Consider the following 15313-nt stretch of genomic DNA (forward strand, 5'->3'; position numbering starts at 1 on the left):
GGACTGGGCAACAACCAAACACAACTACTCGCTGCCATCGCCAACTATCAACTTCTGCTGCGACATAACCACCGCTGCGGAAACAACAACGGGCAAATACAATGGATCCTCGATGCACTCTGAATTACCGGACGGCCTCTACACGCAAACCGTGGCACCCGACTCGCATGACTTCAGATATTAATCCAGTTTGAAAGCTTCTGGCTTGCTGCCAGCGTGGCGTTTGGATTCACTCATCTTGGATTCGATGAGCACTTTACCTTCACGTTTGAGAACCATGTTCTTGAAAACCATCTCGCCAGTAGCCAGTTTTTCATAGTCTGAAAATTCGGCGTCCTGTGTTACCTCTTTCCAACCCTGGAATTCATCCTTGACCTTATCGGTGCAGCCAGCAAGGTAGTGAGTGTTCTTGTCAAAATGCAGAGTGACGTCCCGTTTGCCTTCTCGGGATACCAGCACGCTGACGACTGACTTGCCAGCAAATGAACGTTCACCCAGCAGTTTCAGTTTAAAGGCTGTATCGTTTACCAGTGGTGTCAGACTGTTCACCCAAAGCTGATAGAGTGAATGGGTTGTCTCTTCCAGCTTCTCGCCTTCCACCATGCGTGATTGCCCCATGGCGCTCTCTTTGGCCTGATTGCCGTTTTGAATAAAGACGATCTCTATCTTCTGCCCCTGGAATTCGCCTTTCATCTCGAAACGGTATTTGTCGGAAGGCTCGAATGTCCAGTAGGAATCGTAAACAATGGATGCACCGCCGAAGTTCATCTTACCCTGCTCGTGCCAGGTCTGGTAATAGGGCTTGCCATCGTTGGGAACGCCCATAGCAGCGATGGCTTTCTTGACAACACCCTCTGCTGATTCCTGTGCAGCTATCGCTGATGTTGCGATCAGCAGAAGGGACAAGCTCGTGAAAATGCGCATAACAGTCTTCCTTTCTTCAATGGTTAATCAAACTGTGTGGATGCAGTATCCTGAACGTGTTTTGCAATGCCTTCATCGGTGTTACTGATCGGCCCATGATGATTCGCGGCCAGGTAAAGCACCGAGAATGCATGGTAGCCCGGAAAGAAATTCCGCTTCGATATTCCCAGTGTAATGATTGGCTTGGGCTTTCCGCGCTGAAATATGGTGCATTTTCCCTGCTCGATAGAAAAACCTGAAATATCGTGGTAGGAAATGGTTTGTTCAGGCTTCCTACCATACCAACTTCCTGGAATGTAACGCAGTTGATCGTGCTCCAGTGTAACCAGATCGGCCCAGGGAACCGATTGACCGCCCTGCACTGTCTGTACCATGCGATTGCCTATGATGGCAGCGAGCGAATCACGCAGGACATCCAGAGAAGTGTCCACGTTCTTGATCGTTGTGCCGAAAACCATTTTCGGCTTATTGAGTTCAGCCCGGGGAAAGAAGGTCATTTTCAGATGGGTGCCAAGGTAAGCGCCGTTGTGATAATGCTTGGTCGCGGAATAGGTGAACTCATTCAAATCGGTGTAGAGCAATGTGTGTTCACGAAAAACGCCTCGCTGGTAGAGACCAAACTCATGACAGCGGAATATCGTTTTGAATGTGATCCAGGCGGCGATACTCATCAATACTGCGATGGGAAGGAAACAAATCGCAAGAATCAGCATGACTTCGCGCTCATGCTTGTCTGCACCACCTGCCGCAATAACCACAATAAAAATCAGACTGGCTGCCAAGAGGAGTCCCGCTACGACGAGCAGAGATATGCCAATGCTTTTTTTGGGCTTTCGTTCGAAGATGATGCGGCCAAGCTGACCGTCCGCAACTGTTATGTTCTGGTCGCCTCGCTTTGCGAGTATTTCTTCGATGAGCAGATGAAGAATGTGTGCGTTGGCAGCATGGATGGGAATAGCTGCAAAAGCTTCTTCTTGGCCATTCCTCCAGAATTTGAGCTTATCTTCGATAGTCTGCACTGCCACGATTTCGGACAATGGCGTTTCCGAATCTTCCGATTTCTGGTTGCGAATCAAGAGACTTGAATTGGTAAGTTCCCAGCCTTCACCCAACACGCTCTGGTTTTTGAGGCGTTCACCATCAGCCCGATCCTTGAGCAGTTTGACAATGCGAACGATGAACTCATCAGCGGGATCGACCTGTCCTACCTTGTACTTGCTCTTCATCTCAATAAGTTCTGGCTGATTGCCGCTGGCAACGACCCAGACACGGAAGGTTCGCGTCGTGGAAGTGTGGTTGCCGTTTTCAAAATTATCCTTGTACTGCAGGGCGATGCTGACAATGTCATCGTCGCTGAATGTTCTTTCACCAATGTGATCGGTGATGGTAAAGCGATGCGGCTCGGTTGTCAGCCACATCAGGTTGCGAACGCGTGTTGTTTCGATGTAAAAGCTGGCAAACAGCAGCAACAGCCCTGCCCCGCCCAGGCTGAAGCCGATGACGCTGTTGTTCTTGATCACAGCCAGCACAATTCCGACAATAATGAGCAGCACGCCGCCGCCACCGGTCAGATAAGCAGGCAGACGGGATTCACTGCTCCGAATGAGGATACGGTCACTCATGATGATGTTAGTTCCTTCATCCAATTTCCTCTGTTATGATCTTGCGTAGTTTTACTGGAGATTGCAAGTACATCCCGGACCGGAATCATGTCGAACAAGCCTTTCCTGACAGCGCACTGGCATACGCTGGTCATGCTGAATTATGTGGTTGCCCCGGAATTGATCCAGCACCTGGTACCGGCTGGAACAGAATTAGACACCTGGCAGGGACGCCATTATGTCAGCATGGTGGGATTTCGTTTTGAACAGACGAGAGTTCGTGGCTGGGCTATCCCGTTTCATCAGCATTTTGATGAAGTCAACTTACGGATGTATGTTCGTAAACGTGATGCAAACGGCTGGCGGCGAGGCGTTGTGTTTGTCAAAGAGATTGTTCCAAGATGGGTCATCGCAACAGTGGCCCGAGTTGTTTACAACGAGAACTACATCACCTTGCCGATGCAGTCCATTGCCAAAACGTCCACAGAGGATCAAAAGGGAGAAGCGAAATATCGATGGAAATGGAACGGTCATTGGTGCGAACTAGGGGCAGATTTCACAGGCCAGCCAGTATTGCCTTCTGAAGGCTCGGAAGAACAGTTTATCACTGAGCATTATTGGGGTTATGTAACCCAACGTCATGGGAGCGTGGTCGAATATGAAGTCAAGCATCCTTCGTGGCGTATCTGGAAGGCTGATCGATCCTGGCTGAATGGGGAGTTGACAGGCCTTTATGGCCCGAAGTTGGAAGAGATAGTGAAACAGCCCGCTGCTTCTGCCTTTATTGCTGAGGGATCGGCGATCAGTGTTTCACGAGCAGCCAAATTGCCAAGTGTATAGTCATTACCAAGAAAATCGAAAAAAATGAATAGTCACTTTGTTCCTGTTACAATGGCGAAAGGAAAGAGGGGGATTCAATGTATCCATCAGGACTTTGGCGTGGCTTCTGGGAACAGCAATATTTCGGCAGGCAGTTCATGGATGATTTCACGTTGAAATTTCACAACGGCAGCATCAGCGGCGGTGGAAAGGATATCGTTGGCCTGTTTGTCATCAAGGGTGAGTATGACCAGGGGCAGATTTCCTTCGTGAAGCAGTATATCGGCAAACACAAAGTTGTTTACACCGGGCAATACGATGGCGAAGGTTCCATCCATGGAACGTGGGTGATACCAGGCGACTCAAAAGGTCCTTTCTCGCTATCACCCAGTCCCTACCAGGCCAAGGCTGATGATCCCATCCAAGAAATTGGATGAGATGTTACACACCCATCACATGGTAGCCACAATCTACATAGAGCACCTGACCGGTAATACCGGAAGCTAACGGGCTGCACAAAAACAGGGTTGCTTGTGCCACTTCATCAGCGGTAATGCCTCGAGGCAATGGACTCTTTTCTGCAGCGTGCTGAATCATCTGCTCAATATCACCAATGCCCTTGGCAGCTCGTGATGCATAGGGGCCTGCGGAAATGGTGTTCACCCGAATATTATCTTTGCCGTAATTGAACGCAAGTTGCTTGGTATCTATCTGCAATGCTGCTTTGGAAGTGGACATGCCGCCGCCGTAGTGGGGCACGACGCGCTCGCCTCCGATGTAGGACAGGGAAACGACGGATCCGCCTTGAGTCATTAGTGGAGAAATCGCTCGCATTAGCCCTGTCAATGAGTAGGCGCTGATGGAAAGCGCCTGCAGGTAAGCAGCCCGGCTGGTATCACGCTGTGTTTTCTTCACTTCAGAACTGAAGGCAACGGAATGAATCAGGATGTCAACACGTGGGAAATCTGCTTTGATTTTATCGTGCATTCCCTGCAGCGAGAAATCACCATGCTTGGCGTAACGACGGTCGGTGCGAGTTTTTTCGTCAACATCGGCCATCGTATCGTAACTGACATCGCAGGGTACCACTTTATCGACCTTCAGGTTGCCTTTTCCAAAGGGCAGAACCCGGGCCTCAGCATCCTTGTCGTTGCTTAAAAACATCTCCACAATGCCGGTGACACGTGGATGGACGGCAAAAATCAGCCTGGCCCCGGCAGCCTGCAGCGTTTTGGCAATAGTCCACGCAAAGCTCTCATTGTCGGAAACACCGGTAACGAGTGCCACCTGACCTGATAAATCAAGAGGAATCATGAAACCCATCCTTGCCTGAATACTGGTAACATGATGTAAATATATTGTTGGGATAGTAGATGGCTCGTTCTCTGGTCACTTGGAGCATGATCTGATGGCGGAGGGATCCACAAAACCGGAAATGCAGGTAGCCATCGGCATTGTGCGCTGGGATGATCAATTTCTCGTCGGCGCTCGCCGTGAGGATCAAACTTGGCCAGGCCGTGATGAGTTCCCCGGCGGAAAAGTGGAATATGGCGAAACGATCGACCAGGCCGTCTGGCGGGAAGTGCGTGAAGAAACAGGCATCGATATCCGGCTCATGAACTGGCGACGGGAAGTCATCATCCCCGCTGGTCATAAAAATCTGCGACTGGTTTTTGTACTCTGTGAGCCAATTGAAGACATTGAGCCTGATGCTCCGTTTCGATGGGTAAAACGAAACGATCTGTTGAAACTCGAATTTCCGCCAGCCAATATGCCTATTCTGGAAGAGTTGATTAAGCGAACGGATGAATCGGTTTACTAACAGTCATGGAGTTAAGCTGATTTCTGAAAACATACATCAACAATGATAATCACCAGCATACCCACACTGATCACGCCATTCACCTGGAAGAATGCCTGATTGACTCGTGACAAGTCGTTGGGCTTCACGATAGCATGCTCGTAACAGAGCAGACAAGCTACCAGGATGATGCCTACCAGATAGATCATTCCCAATTCAGCGATGAAATAAAGAATCAGTAAACAGAGAACCATGCAGATATGGCTCAGGAACGCAACACGCAATGCGTTGTTCACTCCAAGGGCTGCAGGGATGCTGTGCAGTTTTGCTTTGGTATCAAAGTCAACATCCTGAGTGGCATAGAGAATATCAAAGCCTGTAACCCAGAAGAGTACTGCTAAACCTAATACTACTGGCGTCCACGAAAGTGAACCTGTGATGGCCAGCCAGGCCGCAATCGGTGCCAGCATGAGTGATAAACCGAGCCAGACATGACACAGGGCGGTGAATCGTTTGGTGAAGGAGTAGCCTGCGATAAAGAGCAGCACTGGAATACTGAGAATGAGGGGCCAAAGGTTCTCGTTCCAGACCCAGAAATGGATCGTTGATATCACAAACCCGATGGCTGAGAGTATCGCAAACCAGGTTACAGCCTGCACGGAGAGTAAGCCTGCGGGAAGATGGCGTTTTTCGGTGCGTGGATTGGCTGCATCAATCTTGCGATCAACCAGGCGATTGATTGCCATCGCCCAGGTGCGTGCAAGAACCATGCAGGGGATGATACCAGCAATATCGATAAATATCTCAAACGGTTTTGTTCTGCCTGAAGCACGCCAGGCCAGAACAGCGCCTGCCAATGCGAAAGGCAACGCGAAGAGTGTGTGGCTGAAGCGGATCATTTCCAGAAACAGACGAACCTGCTTCAGCCAGCCTGATGAGTTATTCATCAAAAATTCCAAAGCCGAAGCCTCGACGCTGCTCTTGTTCTCGCTCTTCTACCGCAGGCTTTTCTTCGACCGGTTTGACTATGGGTGCAGGTGAAGGTTCCACAGCAGCCACAGCTATTTCGGAAGGAACATCGTGTGATACAGGAGCTTCTTCAAAAGATGCGAATGAAACCGATGCATCAACCGGCTCAGCTTTACGGGGGGTTGCAATATCATCGAACGAAATCGGCATGTCTTCAATAACCGTGGGAACCGTTACAGGCTCTTCGTTGGGTTTTTCTTTACCCTTGCCTCGCCGACGGCGCTTCTTGAATTTGTCTTTCTCTTCGGATTCGGGTGCAGCCATATCTTCGGTATCAATGACTTCAGATTCATCGACCTGCTTTTCAACAACCGGTCGTTCCGTCGTTTTCCTGGATTCAGCCAGGTTTGCCATGACTTCATCGGCGGTCGAGTTGAAGGGGCTGCGCTGAGTACCTGAGAATTCTGCAAATTCATCTTCAAAAGCTGCGGACTTTTGTTTCCCCAGAAACTGGCTGGTCTCTTCTGCAAAATCCGAGAAGCCTTGGAATCTGGTTTCACGAGGCTTGATCTCTGCTGCGATTGGCCGTGTCGCAGGGATTCGTTCCAGACCGACATCACGTTCTGGCCGGGCAGCGATGCCTCGTTTGGTTGGGGTTCCTTTAACCGGAGCACGGCTGGGGAGCGAATGTGTCTCCTTGCCCCTGGTGCGAGGGCTTTCCTTTCGGACATGCGGACTAAGCTCAGCACCAAAACGAACTACGCTGTAGGTGCCGCGTTTAGCGTCTCTTTCGAGTTCAACCAGTCCCTGAGCTTGTGCATCTTCCAGCAATGCCGAAAACGTCGCGAACCCATGATAGGTTTCGTTGAAGGAAGGCTTCTTCCGCTTCATAGTCTCCTTAATCATGGAAGCCCAGAGCACTTCCTTGTTTTCGCGACGCAGGGCCACGCATGCTTCCAGCAACAGTTCCAGCGCCTTTCGCTTGGTATCGGGCACAGGCAGATTGACCTTGGGAGTATCAGCCTTCTCCACTTCCAGGTCTTCGTAATAGATGAACTCATCACAGTTATCGCGAAGCAGATCACTGGTCGAATTGCTCATCCCCAGGCCGATGACGTGCTTGCCCATTTCCTTGAGCTTGGAGACGAGCGGGGTAAAGTCGCTGTCGCCTGAAACAATGACGAAGGTATCGATGTGAGGCTTGCTGTAAGCCAGGTCCATGGCATCGACGCAGAGGCGAATGTCTGCAGAGTTCTTGCCGGTCATGGACCGTTTCGGAATTTCGACCAATTCAAAGGCCGCTTCATGTAACGATGCAGTGTAAGGAAGATAACGACTCCAATCTGCATACGTTTTCTTCGAGACGATTTTTCCCTTTTCCACCATTCGCTTGAGCACACGCTGGATATCAAAACGATCCGTGCGGCGAAAACCCTGAGCAATGTTGTCAAAATCCACAAATATCGCCAATGCGCGTTCAGACTCGTTAGGCATACTTTCATTCCAGTTACTAGATCAGGCAATTATAGTTGCCAACGTGTGAGAAAACAGCAGGATTTTGGTCTGATAAACTCCTGCAGGAATTATTGAGCGTAGGGTAAATCATCTGACATGGATGACGAATACCCTCGATAGCAAGCATGTTTCCTCGAGACAATGTGGAGCCAGCAGTTCGAACAATGGGCTTGGCACAAAGAACTGCTGGCTCTGCATGGTATTTGCAGCAACTCTAAAACCGAACGGCAAAGCCAGCACCCACAAAGAAATCGTCTGATTGCTTGTTCAAACCTACGCCAGCGCGAATATCATACTGGAAATTGGGCGTGAATTTATAGGTAAAACCGCCATCAAAGAAGTAGTATGGGCCAATGTCTGGTGCATTGCCGCTGAATGGTTCAATGCCAAACACTTCCATGTAACTGCCCAGTTTTTCAGTAAAGGCATAACCAACCGTCAACGACTGGGCGAGTTCCAGATAAGAGTGCCCCGAATCGGTTACTGCTGCATTTCCCTGGATGCTTCCACCCATCGAAATCTTGTCCGTGATGTCCCAACCAAAGAGGTAGTTCATACCAGGCAGTGTTTTACCTGTTGTTGTATTGTCTGAGCCAGTCGGGACGGTTGCCTGGATGATGAGCGCTGATTCAGGCATGTATTCTTTTTGTTCAGTAAGGGCTAATTTGACACCTACATAGAGGTCTTCCGGCCCTTGTGAAACAGCACCGGGCATATGAGTGCTGGAATAGTTCTGGGCGATTCGCCATTCGAACCAATCTGCAAACATACCAATGCGGAACAAGGCTTCTGGATAGGAATGCTGATTCTGAACTCCAGCTTCACGGTTTCTGCTATAAGTGTATCCTGATTCAAGCTGTATTCGGTTGCGACCTACAGTGGAACTCGCTTCTGTAAAGTCTGGCCTATCAGTGGCAATGACATCATTCTCAGGTTCGTTTCCGTTTTCAGAATCACCATTGGAATGCTTCTTGTCATCCTTCTCCCCGTTCTTTTTGGGCACTTCCCAGGATAGCAGTGTCTTGGCGCCCAACGCTGAAAGTCGCGAATCGCAGCAATTGTTGTCAGCAGAGTGTTGACATCCAACAATACTAATAAGCATCAAACACAGAGAACTTAACAATAATGCACGAAACATGGCAGTCCTCGGAATTTGACTAAACAATAATTGTCATTATCCATTTTTTCGGCATTCTTTATTGTTTTGATGAAGCTAAATCTCAAACTTAGCTTGACCTAATTTGTATCTGATTCGGTTAGGCCGAATTCCTGCATCTTTTTGTGAAGGGTATTGCGGTTGATGCCTAATCGAGTGGCTGCCTTGGTCTGTATTCCTTCGCATTCTTTGAGTACTTGCTGAATCAATTCCTTTTCCACACCGCCAACTAGATGATCATACAGCGTAGTCGATGAACTACGTGGAGCCTGCAGGCCTGTCTGAATTAATCGTTGAATCTGGTCATCCAAGCTGGCAGCTTCTTTCTTTCCGGTGCGAAGCTGTCGTTGTCCCAGCTTGGAATTGGGAGTCAGTAAGTCCAATGTTATGATAGGCGTCTGGGCAAGTACCACGGCCCGCTCCACAGTGTGTTCGAGTTCACGAACATTACCAGGCCAGCGGTGTGACAACAACCACTCCATGGCCTTCGGCTCAATTTCCTGAATGGTCTTGCGATTTTCCTGGGAGTACTTTTTGACAAAATGATCTATCAGCAGGGAAGTATCTTCAGGTCGGCTTCGCAGTGGCGGAAGATAAACGGGCACAACATTCAGACGATAGTACAAGTCTTCGCGAAAGCGATGTGCATCTACTTCATCTTCCAGATGCTGGTTGGTGGCTGCTACCACGCGAACATCGACACGTATGGTTCTGCTTTCGCCAACGCGCTCAAATTCTCTTTCCTGCAAGACCCGGAGTAGTTTAACCTGCAACTTGGGGCTCATGCTGCTGATTTCATCGAGAAAGATGGTGCCGGTATGTGCAGCTTCGAATCGGCCTGTTTTATTATCCAATGCACCAGTAAACGCACCTTTGACATGACCAAACAGTTCGCTTTCAAGCAACCCTTCGCTAAGCGCTCCACAGTTCACACGAATGTAGGGTCCATCCACTCGAGGGCTATAGAGATGTATAGCTCGGGCCATCAGTTCCTTGCCAGTGCCTGTTTCTCCCACCAGCAAAACACTGGAACGTGACGGAGCGACTTGCCTGATGCGTTCCGCAACCGACTGCATGACGGGGCTTTGCCCGACGATATTGTTGAGATGAAATGGCACTGACTGATTCGATGAACTGGACATGTAGTCATGATATATCGGAACCGCTGATTGCTAGGCTATTGCATGATGAATCCTGCTCAAGGAGCTGACGGCCATGCTTTCAATATGCGTGCTAACATCCATTTCTCTTTGTGGTTAAGTGCTGCAGGACATCATCCTGCGAGTTGTGTGCAGCAAGATGCAAGCTCAGACACCGACCTTTCAGGGGATGGGTAGATTTTGAAACGCTTTGGAATCCACTACTTTCGCCAACTTACCAGTTTGTTATGTCATTTTTTCAAAATGATGATTCTGACAGGATTTAGGTCACATTGCTCTCGACAGAAAAGAAGTGATGTATTATGTGCCCCTCGCTTGAAGGCTGCTGCAGGCGGGCGACGCTTCACTGGTGGGGACAGGAAAGGCAACCGCTTTTTCTGAAGGAACCTTAAGGAGCGTGCCGATAAGTACGAGCAGCATCGTCGCGCACTGTGACGATATCGGGGTGTTGGAGCAAGCGGGGTTGGGCGCACGAGGCGCAAGCCTGGCGACGCCGGGGAATCGAGGGGCCAGGGACGGTCGACTCGGGGGAATTGATCGTCCTGCTACGGTTTTCTTGACTTCCTGTCATCGCACGCCCGCCCAGGCTCTCCTGCCTGGGGAGGAATGCATGGTAACGCACGTAGAGCAGGACGTGGGACAACTCTGGCGAGACTACCGCACGGAAGCCACGTTAGATCGACGTAATCGCCTGCTCGAGCATTACTTGCCACTCGTCAAGTACAATGCCGAACGCATCTGGGCACGATTGCCTGATGGCGTGGAACTGGACGATCTTATCAGCGCGGGCACCTTTGGACTGCTGGATGCCATCGAAGCGTTTGATCTGGATCGTGGCGTCAAATTTGAAACCTATTGTGTGCCCCGTATCCGTGGCGCGATGCTCGATGAACTTCGCACAATGGACTGGGTTCCTCGGCTGGTTCGCAGCAAAGCCAGCAAGCTGGAACATGCACGAAAAGCACTGGAAGTAGCATTGGGCCGTCCACCGCGACCAGATGAACTGGCAGAAAAGATGGGCATGTCCATCGAAGACTTTGCCAAGCATGCCAATGAAGCCAGTGCCGTCGGCCTGGTAAGTCTGAATAAGAAGTGGTACGAAACTGATTCGTATAAGGATGTCCGCGAGATTGACATCCTGGAAGACAAGAAAGCGGAAGATCCAACCCACCGCATTCAGAATCGCGACATCATGAAACTGGTTACCCGTGGTCTCAGTCGCAATGAACGGCTCATCATCATTCTCTACTACTATGAAGAGATGACGATGAAAGAAATCGGGCAGACGCTTGATCTATCCGAAAGCCGGGTCAGCCAGATGCATTCGAGCATCGTGAGCAGATTGCAAAACATGCTGGCATCACGACGGCCTGAGTTTTCGAACTGACATAGACTAACTAAATGTGTAGTTTTAAGCCCATGCAATGCCTTGCATGGGCTTTTTCCTTTTATTCTCATCATTGCATTTCAAATCCATCAAATGCCTGTTTGACGCTAGATCATACGCTATAATGCCACTGTCCTACCTTTAGTCCCTCCCTCCAAGGAACAGTCATGAAAGTGCGCGCCTTGATGTGGACACTTATGTTAATCAGTGTTGCCACGTTTCCCCTCTCAGCACAGCAGCCGAAAGCTCTGCATCGCTCACCACTCGATGATTACATCCACAAAGCCGACCCCGTATATGGCTGGGAAGTAATCAAATCCATTGATGGTGAAGCTGTAAAAACTACCATCATCAAACTGCGTTCCCAAAGCTGGCGGAATGAAAAAGAAGTCAACCGCACTGTGTGGGAACACGCGGTTGTCATCAGCAAGCCGAAAAAGCTGACCAGCAAGACGGCATTCCTGATGATCGGCGGGGGCAGCAATGAACGCCCCATGCCAGACAAAGCCGACGTGATGACCTCCATGATCGCTGCCAGCACCGGCAGTATCGTGGTGGAATTGAAGATGGTTCCCAATCAACCACTGATTTTCAACAACGATGGCGTGAAGCGCGTTGAAGATGATCTGCTCGGTTACGGCTGGGCCAAGTTCCTGGAAACCGGCGACGCTACCTGGGTAGGCCGCCTGCCTATGGTCAAGAGTGCTGTTCGATGCATGGATTGCATTCAGGAATGGGCACAGAAGGAAGGCACACCTGTAGAAAAATTTGTAGTTGCTGGCGGTTCCAAGCGAGGCTGGACTACCTGGCTGACTGGTGCTACCGATCCACGCGTGGAAGCGATTGTTCCCATCGTGATTGATGTGCTCAACAGCGCTGAATCGATCAAGCATCATGGCGAAGCGTATGGCTTCTGGGCCATGGCTATCGGCAACTATTACCAGCACAACATTCTGCAGCGACAGGATCATCCACGCATGCAGGATCTTTACAAAATTGAAGACCCTCTTTCTTACAAGGATCGACTGACTCTTCCCAAGTATGTTGTGAATGCTGCAGGCGATCAGTTCTTCCTGCCTGATTCTTCCCAGTTCTATTACGACGAGCTGAAGGGCGAAAAGCTGCTCCGCTACGTTGCTAATGCTGATCACGGCCTTAAGGACAGCGATGCACTGCAAAGCATTACTGCCTATCATCACATGGTGATTAATGGCAAGCCACGTCCTGAATATTCCTGGACGTTCGAGCAGGATGGCAGCATCAAGGTCAAATACAAGACCCCGCCGAGCAAAGTTGTTCTCTGGCAGGCCACCAATGCCAACACCCGCGATTTCCGTGTTGATACCATTGGCAAAGCCTACACCAGCACTGAACTGAAGCAGGAAGCAGACGGTTCCTTCGTCGGCAAGATCACTCCTCCCGAAAAGGGCTGGACTGCGTTCTTTGTTGAACTCACTTACGATGTTGGTGCACCGTTCCCACTGAAGGTAACCACCAGCGTCCGCGTACTTCCTGATGTTCTGCCTCACAAAGGCGCTGATCTGAACAAGATGAAGTATGAAGGTGAAGTCTTCCCTGAGAAGATGAAAAAGCGATAAGACACGTATTTCTCAGAACTATCAGGCCGGGTTGAAGCTTTTTCAGCCCGGCTTTCTCGTTGCTCCAGTTGATGTCTGACTGCATATTCAGCACGACAATTCCGATAATAACGATATTGATCAACCAGATCAGACGTTGAAGTAAACCGTTAGAGTCTGCCTGTCTTATCTGGCTCGCATTTTCGACTTATTCCTCAGAATACGTGGATTAGAAGTGAACTTGTCAAAAATGCAACGTCCGGAATTTCGTGTAAAGTTGTCTGTGATATCAGAATTATTCAAGTTGTTGACCATCAGACAGCCCGTCGGCTTGTTGCTGCTCATTTCGTTTCTTCTCACCACTTGCGGATGCCTGTTTCATAACAAACAGATAAATTCTCCCACTGCTGCCGGGCTGGAATCCAACTCGCTTCGCGACCCCAACACGCTGAATGAACCGGTTGAAGATATGTACCGTTCGTTGATCAAGAAGCAAACAGCATACTATGAACATGCTAATTACAATGTCCTCTGCCTTTCGGGTGGCGGCTCTTATGGAGCCTATACCGTAGGCGTGCTGACAGGCTGGACCCAGCGTGGCGACAGGCCCTGCTTCGATGTGGTAACAGGCATCAGTACCGGGGCTTTGATTGCACCGTTTGCCTTTTTAGGCTCTGCTTTTGACCCGACGATCCTGAGTTTATACACCAATGTGGAAACCCGCGATATCTACCGGATCAAAGGACCTTGTGGCATATTAAGCGAATCATTTGCGACCAACAAACCACTGCGCAAGATGATGGATCAAATGGTTCATCCGGAACTGGTGCAGGCAGTTGCACGTGAACACCAGAAAGGCCGCAGGTTGTACATCGGCACAACCGAAGCCGAAGGGAAACGGTTTGTCGTCTGGGACATGGGAGCCATTGCCAGTCAGGGACGGCCTCAGGATATCGAATTGATGAAGGAAATCCTGCTTGCCTCCAGTGCTATACCGGGAGTATTTCCTGCTGCCCGTATCCCGGTATACGTGAATGGCCAGTGCTTTCATGAAATGCATGTGGATGGCACGGTGTCGCAATCAGTATTCTTCAGGCCACCGGTGCAGGCCATTCAGCATCCCAAGCCTACCAATGTGTATGTGATTGTCGCTGGGAAACTGTATGCGGATTCAGCCAGCGTTTCGCCGAGTGCCATCAACATTGCTATTGAGAACCTGCAATCCTTCAGCTATGCCCATACGCGAGGCGATCTGGTTCGCATCTGGAGCATGTGCAGCATGGCTGGGTATGGCTTCAAGCTGGCTGCCATCCCGCAGGATTGCCCAGCTCCCAAATCAATGACCGAGTTCAAACCGGAGGAAATGCAGAACCTGGTACAGTCTGCCGTTCGCCAGATGCTGTCGGGCACCGCATGGAGGAGTACACCACCCGGCAATGAGCCGGGCGAGGAACCGCTGCTGCGAACGACTAATGAATTGATCCACCTGCCCCGATAACTACCGCTGATAATACTTCAAATACGGATTTTCCGTTTCCTTCTTCTCTTCGACTGGTGTGTTGATTCTGGTTAACCACAACGAGAGTCCACCAACACCGAGGGCGAGTGTCAATCCCAGCAAGCCGTTGATCCAGTTGCGTTGACCGATAGCCGGCAACAGCATCAACAGCACACAGAGCGGACTTAACAGCAACAGGACACCGCTGGATATTGGCACTTCTGCAAACTGCTGACCTGAAACCAGTAAGCCCATCAAGGTTACTGCAAGGACTCCAGCGACAGCCTGCCAAGTGGTAAGTGGCCACTTGATGTGTATAAAAGCCAAAACGCCAAGCACAGCTCCAAATGCAACGCTGACCAGTCCCAAACTGGCGGAGCCACTCAATGTCAACAGCGCCCCTGCCAAACCTGCAATCCCAGCCCAGGTTCCCAGCGATAACCAACTGATAGGCAAAGGCAACGAGAGCAATGTCCACAACAGTGTCAGAATACTGGTGATGGCTGATACCCACATCCATCTGGGTTCTGCGACACTGGTTAATTGCCAGGCCAATGCTGAACTGACTCCGGCCCGACAGATAATCAGCAAGATATGCTTCCATGCAGCTCTGGATGATCGCCAGAGTGTTTCCATCGGCACTACCAGCACGGCCAGCCAGGCAAAGTAATGAAGTCTGCGAGTTACATCGGCAGGCCACCAATCAGCTTGGCCGCGAAGCAGCCAGTCTGCTGCCGTCAAACTTCCGCATGCACCCATGGCAAGCAACATTGCCGACACGACAGGCCACTTTCGAAGCAAAACTGCCAGGATGTATCCCAGCAGCATAACGCCAACAGGAATCACCACCAGCTTCATGGCCATCGAACTTTCAAACGTGCTCATGGTGATTCCTCTCTATTACTT

The 15313-nt window shown here is 50.1% G+C and carries 14 protein-coding genes; 6 read left to right on the forward strand and 8 right to left on the reverse strand.

What is annotated here, in order from left to right; translation table 11 throughout:
• Nucleotides 1–180 precede the first annotated feature (180 nt).
• Together JNJ77_10935 and JNJ77_10940 are read right to left on the reverse strand one after the other, a co-directional pair.
• Entirely contained in the window at nt 181–924 is a 744-nt protein-coding gene (locus tag JNJ77_10935; protein MBL8823093.1) for a hypothetical protein, read from the reverse strand.
• A 23-nt stretch (nt 925–947) separates the two neighbouring features.
• Nucleotides 948–2546 (reverse strand): hypothetical protein, encoded by a 1599-nt coding sequence (locus JNJ77_10940; GenBank protein ID MBL8823094.1) that lies wholly within the window; start codon nt 2544–2546, stop codon nt 948–950.
• 87 nt (nt 2547–2633) lie between these two features.
• Here JNJ77_10940 and JNJ77_10945 point away from each other — a divergent pair, with 87 nt between their 5' ends.
• On the forward strand, nt 2634–3365 hold the full coding sequence (locus JNJ77_10945; GenBank protein MBL8823095.1) for a DUF2071 domain-containing protein: 732 nt from the start codon (nt 2634–2636) through the stop codon (nt 3363–3365).
• Between the two features lie 77 nt (nt 3366–3442).
• A complete protein-coding gene (locus JNJ77_10950; protein ID MBL8823096.1) occupies nt 3443–3781 on the forward strand; it encodes a hypothetical protein in 339 nt (112 codons plus the stop codon).
• Nucleotides 3782–3785: 4 nt separating this feature from the next.
• Here the strand turns inward: JNJ77_10950 and JNJ77_10955 are convergent, their stop codons facing one another.
• The gene (locus JNJ77_10955; GenBank protein ID MBL8823097.1) at nt 3786–4658 is read right to left on the reverse strand and encodes an SDR family oxidoreductase; all 873 of its coding nucleotides are present in this window, start codon (nt 4656–4658) and stop codon (nt 3786–3788) included.
• 94 nt (nt 4659–4752) lie between these two features.
• Here JNJ77_10955 and JNJ77_10960 point away from each other — a divergent pair, with 94 nt between their 5' ends.
• A complete protein-coding gene (locus JNJ77_10960; GenBank protein MBL8823098.1) occupies nt 4753–5166 on the forward strand; it encodes an NUDIX domain-containing protein in 414 nt (137 codons plus the stop codon).
• Between the two features lie 11 nt (nt 5167–5177).
• Here JNJ77_10960 and JNJ77_10965 read toward each other — a convergent pair whose 3' ends face one another.
• From JNJ77_10965 to JNJ77_10980, 4 genes are all read right to left on the reverse strand, one after another.
• On the reverse strand, nt 5178–6092 hold the full coding sequence (locus JNJ77_10965; protein MBL8823099.1) for a UbiA family prenyltransferase: 915 nt from the start codon (nt 6090–6092) through the stop codon (nt 5178–5180).
• Nucleotides 6085–7608: an NYN domain-containing protein gene (locus tag JNJ77_10970; protein ID MBL8823100.1), complete on the reverse strand. Its 1524-nt coding sequence runs from the start codon at nt 7606–7608 to the stop codon at nt 6085–6087. The genes JNJ77_10965 and JNJ77_10970 overlap by 8 nt, the downstream gene beginning before the upstream one ends.
• 235 nt (nt 7609–7843) lie before the next feature.
• The gene (locus JNJ77_10975) at nt 7844–8632 is read right to left on the reverse strand and encodes a transporter (GenBank protein MBL8823101.1); all 789 of its coding nucleotides are present in this window, start codon (nt 8630–8632) and stop codon (nt 7844–7846) included.
• A gap of 233 nt (nt 8633–8865) precedes the next feature.
• Nucleotides 8866–9927: a sigma-54-dependent Fis family transcriptional regulator gene (locus tag JNJ77_10980; GenBank protein ID MBL8823102.1), complete on the reverse strand. Its 1062-nt coding sequence runs from the start codon at nt 9925–9927 to the stop codon at nt 8866–8868.
• Nucleotides 9928–10555: 628 nt separating this feature from the next.
• Between JNJ77_10980 and JNJ77_10985 the strand changes: the two genes are divergently transcribed.
• The 3 genes from JNJ77_10985 to JNJ77_10995 all read left to right on the forward strand — a co-directional run bounded on the left by JNJ77_10985 (nt 10556) and on the right by JNJ77_10995 (nt 14407).
• Nucleotides 10556–11332 (forward strand): FliA/WhiG family RNA polymerase sigma factor, encoded by a 777-nt coding sequence (locus tag JNJ77_10985; GenBank protein MBL8823103.1) that lies wholly within the window; start codon nt 10556–10558, stop codon nt 11330–11332.
• A 167-nt stretch (nt 11333–11499) separates the two neighbouring features.
• Nucleotides 11500–12930, forward strand: a complete 1431-nt coding sequence (locus JNJ77_10990; protein MBL8823104.1) for a PhoPQ-activated pathogenicity-related family protein — start codon at nt 11500–11502, stop codon at nt 12928–12930.
• 229 nt (nt 12931–13159) lie between these two features.
• Nucleotides 13160–14407 carry a patatin-like phospholipase family protein gene (locus JNJ77_10995; GenBank protein ID MBL8823105.1) on the forward strand — a complete coding sequence of 416 codons (1248 nt, stop codon included), beginning with the start codon at nt 13160–13162 and terminating at the stop codon, nt 14405–14407.
• Here JNJ77_10995 and JNJ77_11000 read toward each other — a convergent pair whose 3' ends face one another.
• Nucleotides 14408–15292, reverse strand: a complete 885-nt coding sequence (locus JNJ77_11000; protein MBL8823106.1) for a hypothetical protein — start codon at nt 15290–15292, stop codon at nt 14408–14410.
• Between the last annotated feature and the right edge of the window lie 21 nt (nt 15293–15313).

It is taken from the genome of Planctomycetia bacterium (genome assembly GCA_016795155.1).
Lineage (GTDB): Bacteria > Planctomycetota > Planctomycetia > Gemmatales > HRBIN36 > JAEUIE01.

What these genes read in the sequence shown, in the direction of transcription:
- JNJ77_10935 (MBL8823093.1), bottom strand. Translation starts at nt 924, where the DNA reads ATGCGCATTTTCACGAGCTTGTCCCTTCTGCTGATCGCAACATCAGCG.
- JNJ77_10940 (MBL8823094.1), bottom strand. Translation starts at nt 2,546, where the DNA reads ATGAGTGACCGTATCCTCATTCGGAGCAGTGAATCCCGTCTGCCTGCT.
- JNJ77_10945 (MBL8823095.1), top strand. Translation starts at nt 2,634, where the DNA reads ATGTCGAACAAGCCTTTCCTGACAGCGCACTGGCATACGCTGGTCATG.
- JNJ77_10950 (MBL8823096.1), top strand. Translation starts at nt 3,443, where the DNA reads ATGTATCCATCAGGACTTTGGCGTGGCTTCTGGGAACAGCAATATTTC.
- JNJ77_10955 (MBL8823097.1), bottom strand. Translation starts at nt 4,658, where the DNA reads ATGATTCCTCTTGATTTATCAGGTCAGGTGGCACTCGTTACCGGTGTT.
- JNJ77_10960 (MBL8823098.1), top strand. Translation starts at nt 4,753, where the DNA reads ATGGCGGAGGGATCCACAAAACCGGAAATGCAGGTAGCCATCGGCATT.
- JNJ77_10965 (MBL8823099.1), bottom strand. Translation starts at nt 6,092, where the DNA reads ATGAATAACTCATCAGGCTGGCTGAAGCAGGTTCGTCTGTTTCTGGAA.
- JNJ77_10970 (MBL8823100.1), bottom strand. Translation starts at nt 7,608, where the DNA reads ATGCCTAACGAGTCTGAACGCGCATTGGCGATATTTGTGGATTTTGAC.
- JNJ77_10980 (MBL8823102.1), bottom strand. Translation starts at nt 9,927, where the DNA reads ATGTCCAGTTCATCGAATCAGTCAGTGCCATTTCATCTCAACAATATC.
- JNJ77_10985 (MBL8823103.1), top strand. Translation starts at nt 10,556, where the DNA reads ATGGTAACGCACGTAGAGCAGGACGTGGGACAACTCTGGCGAGACTAC.
- JNJ77_10990 (MBL8823104.1), top strand. Translation starts at nt 11,500, where the DNA reads ATGAAAGTGCGCGCCTTGATGTGGACACTTATGTTAATCAGTGTTGCC.
- JNJ77_10995 (MBL8823105.1), top strand. Translation starts at nt 13,160, where the DNA reads ATGCAACGTCCGGAATTTCGTGTAAAGTTGTCTGTGATATCAGAATTA.
- JNJ77_11000 (MBL8823106.1), bottom strand. Translation starts at nt 15,292, where the DNA reads ATGAGCACGTTTGAAAGTTCGATGGCCATGAAGCTGGTGGTGATTCCT.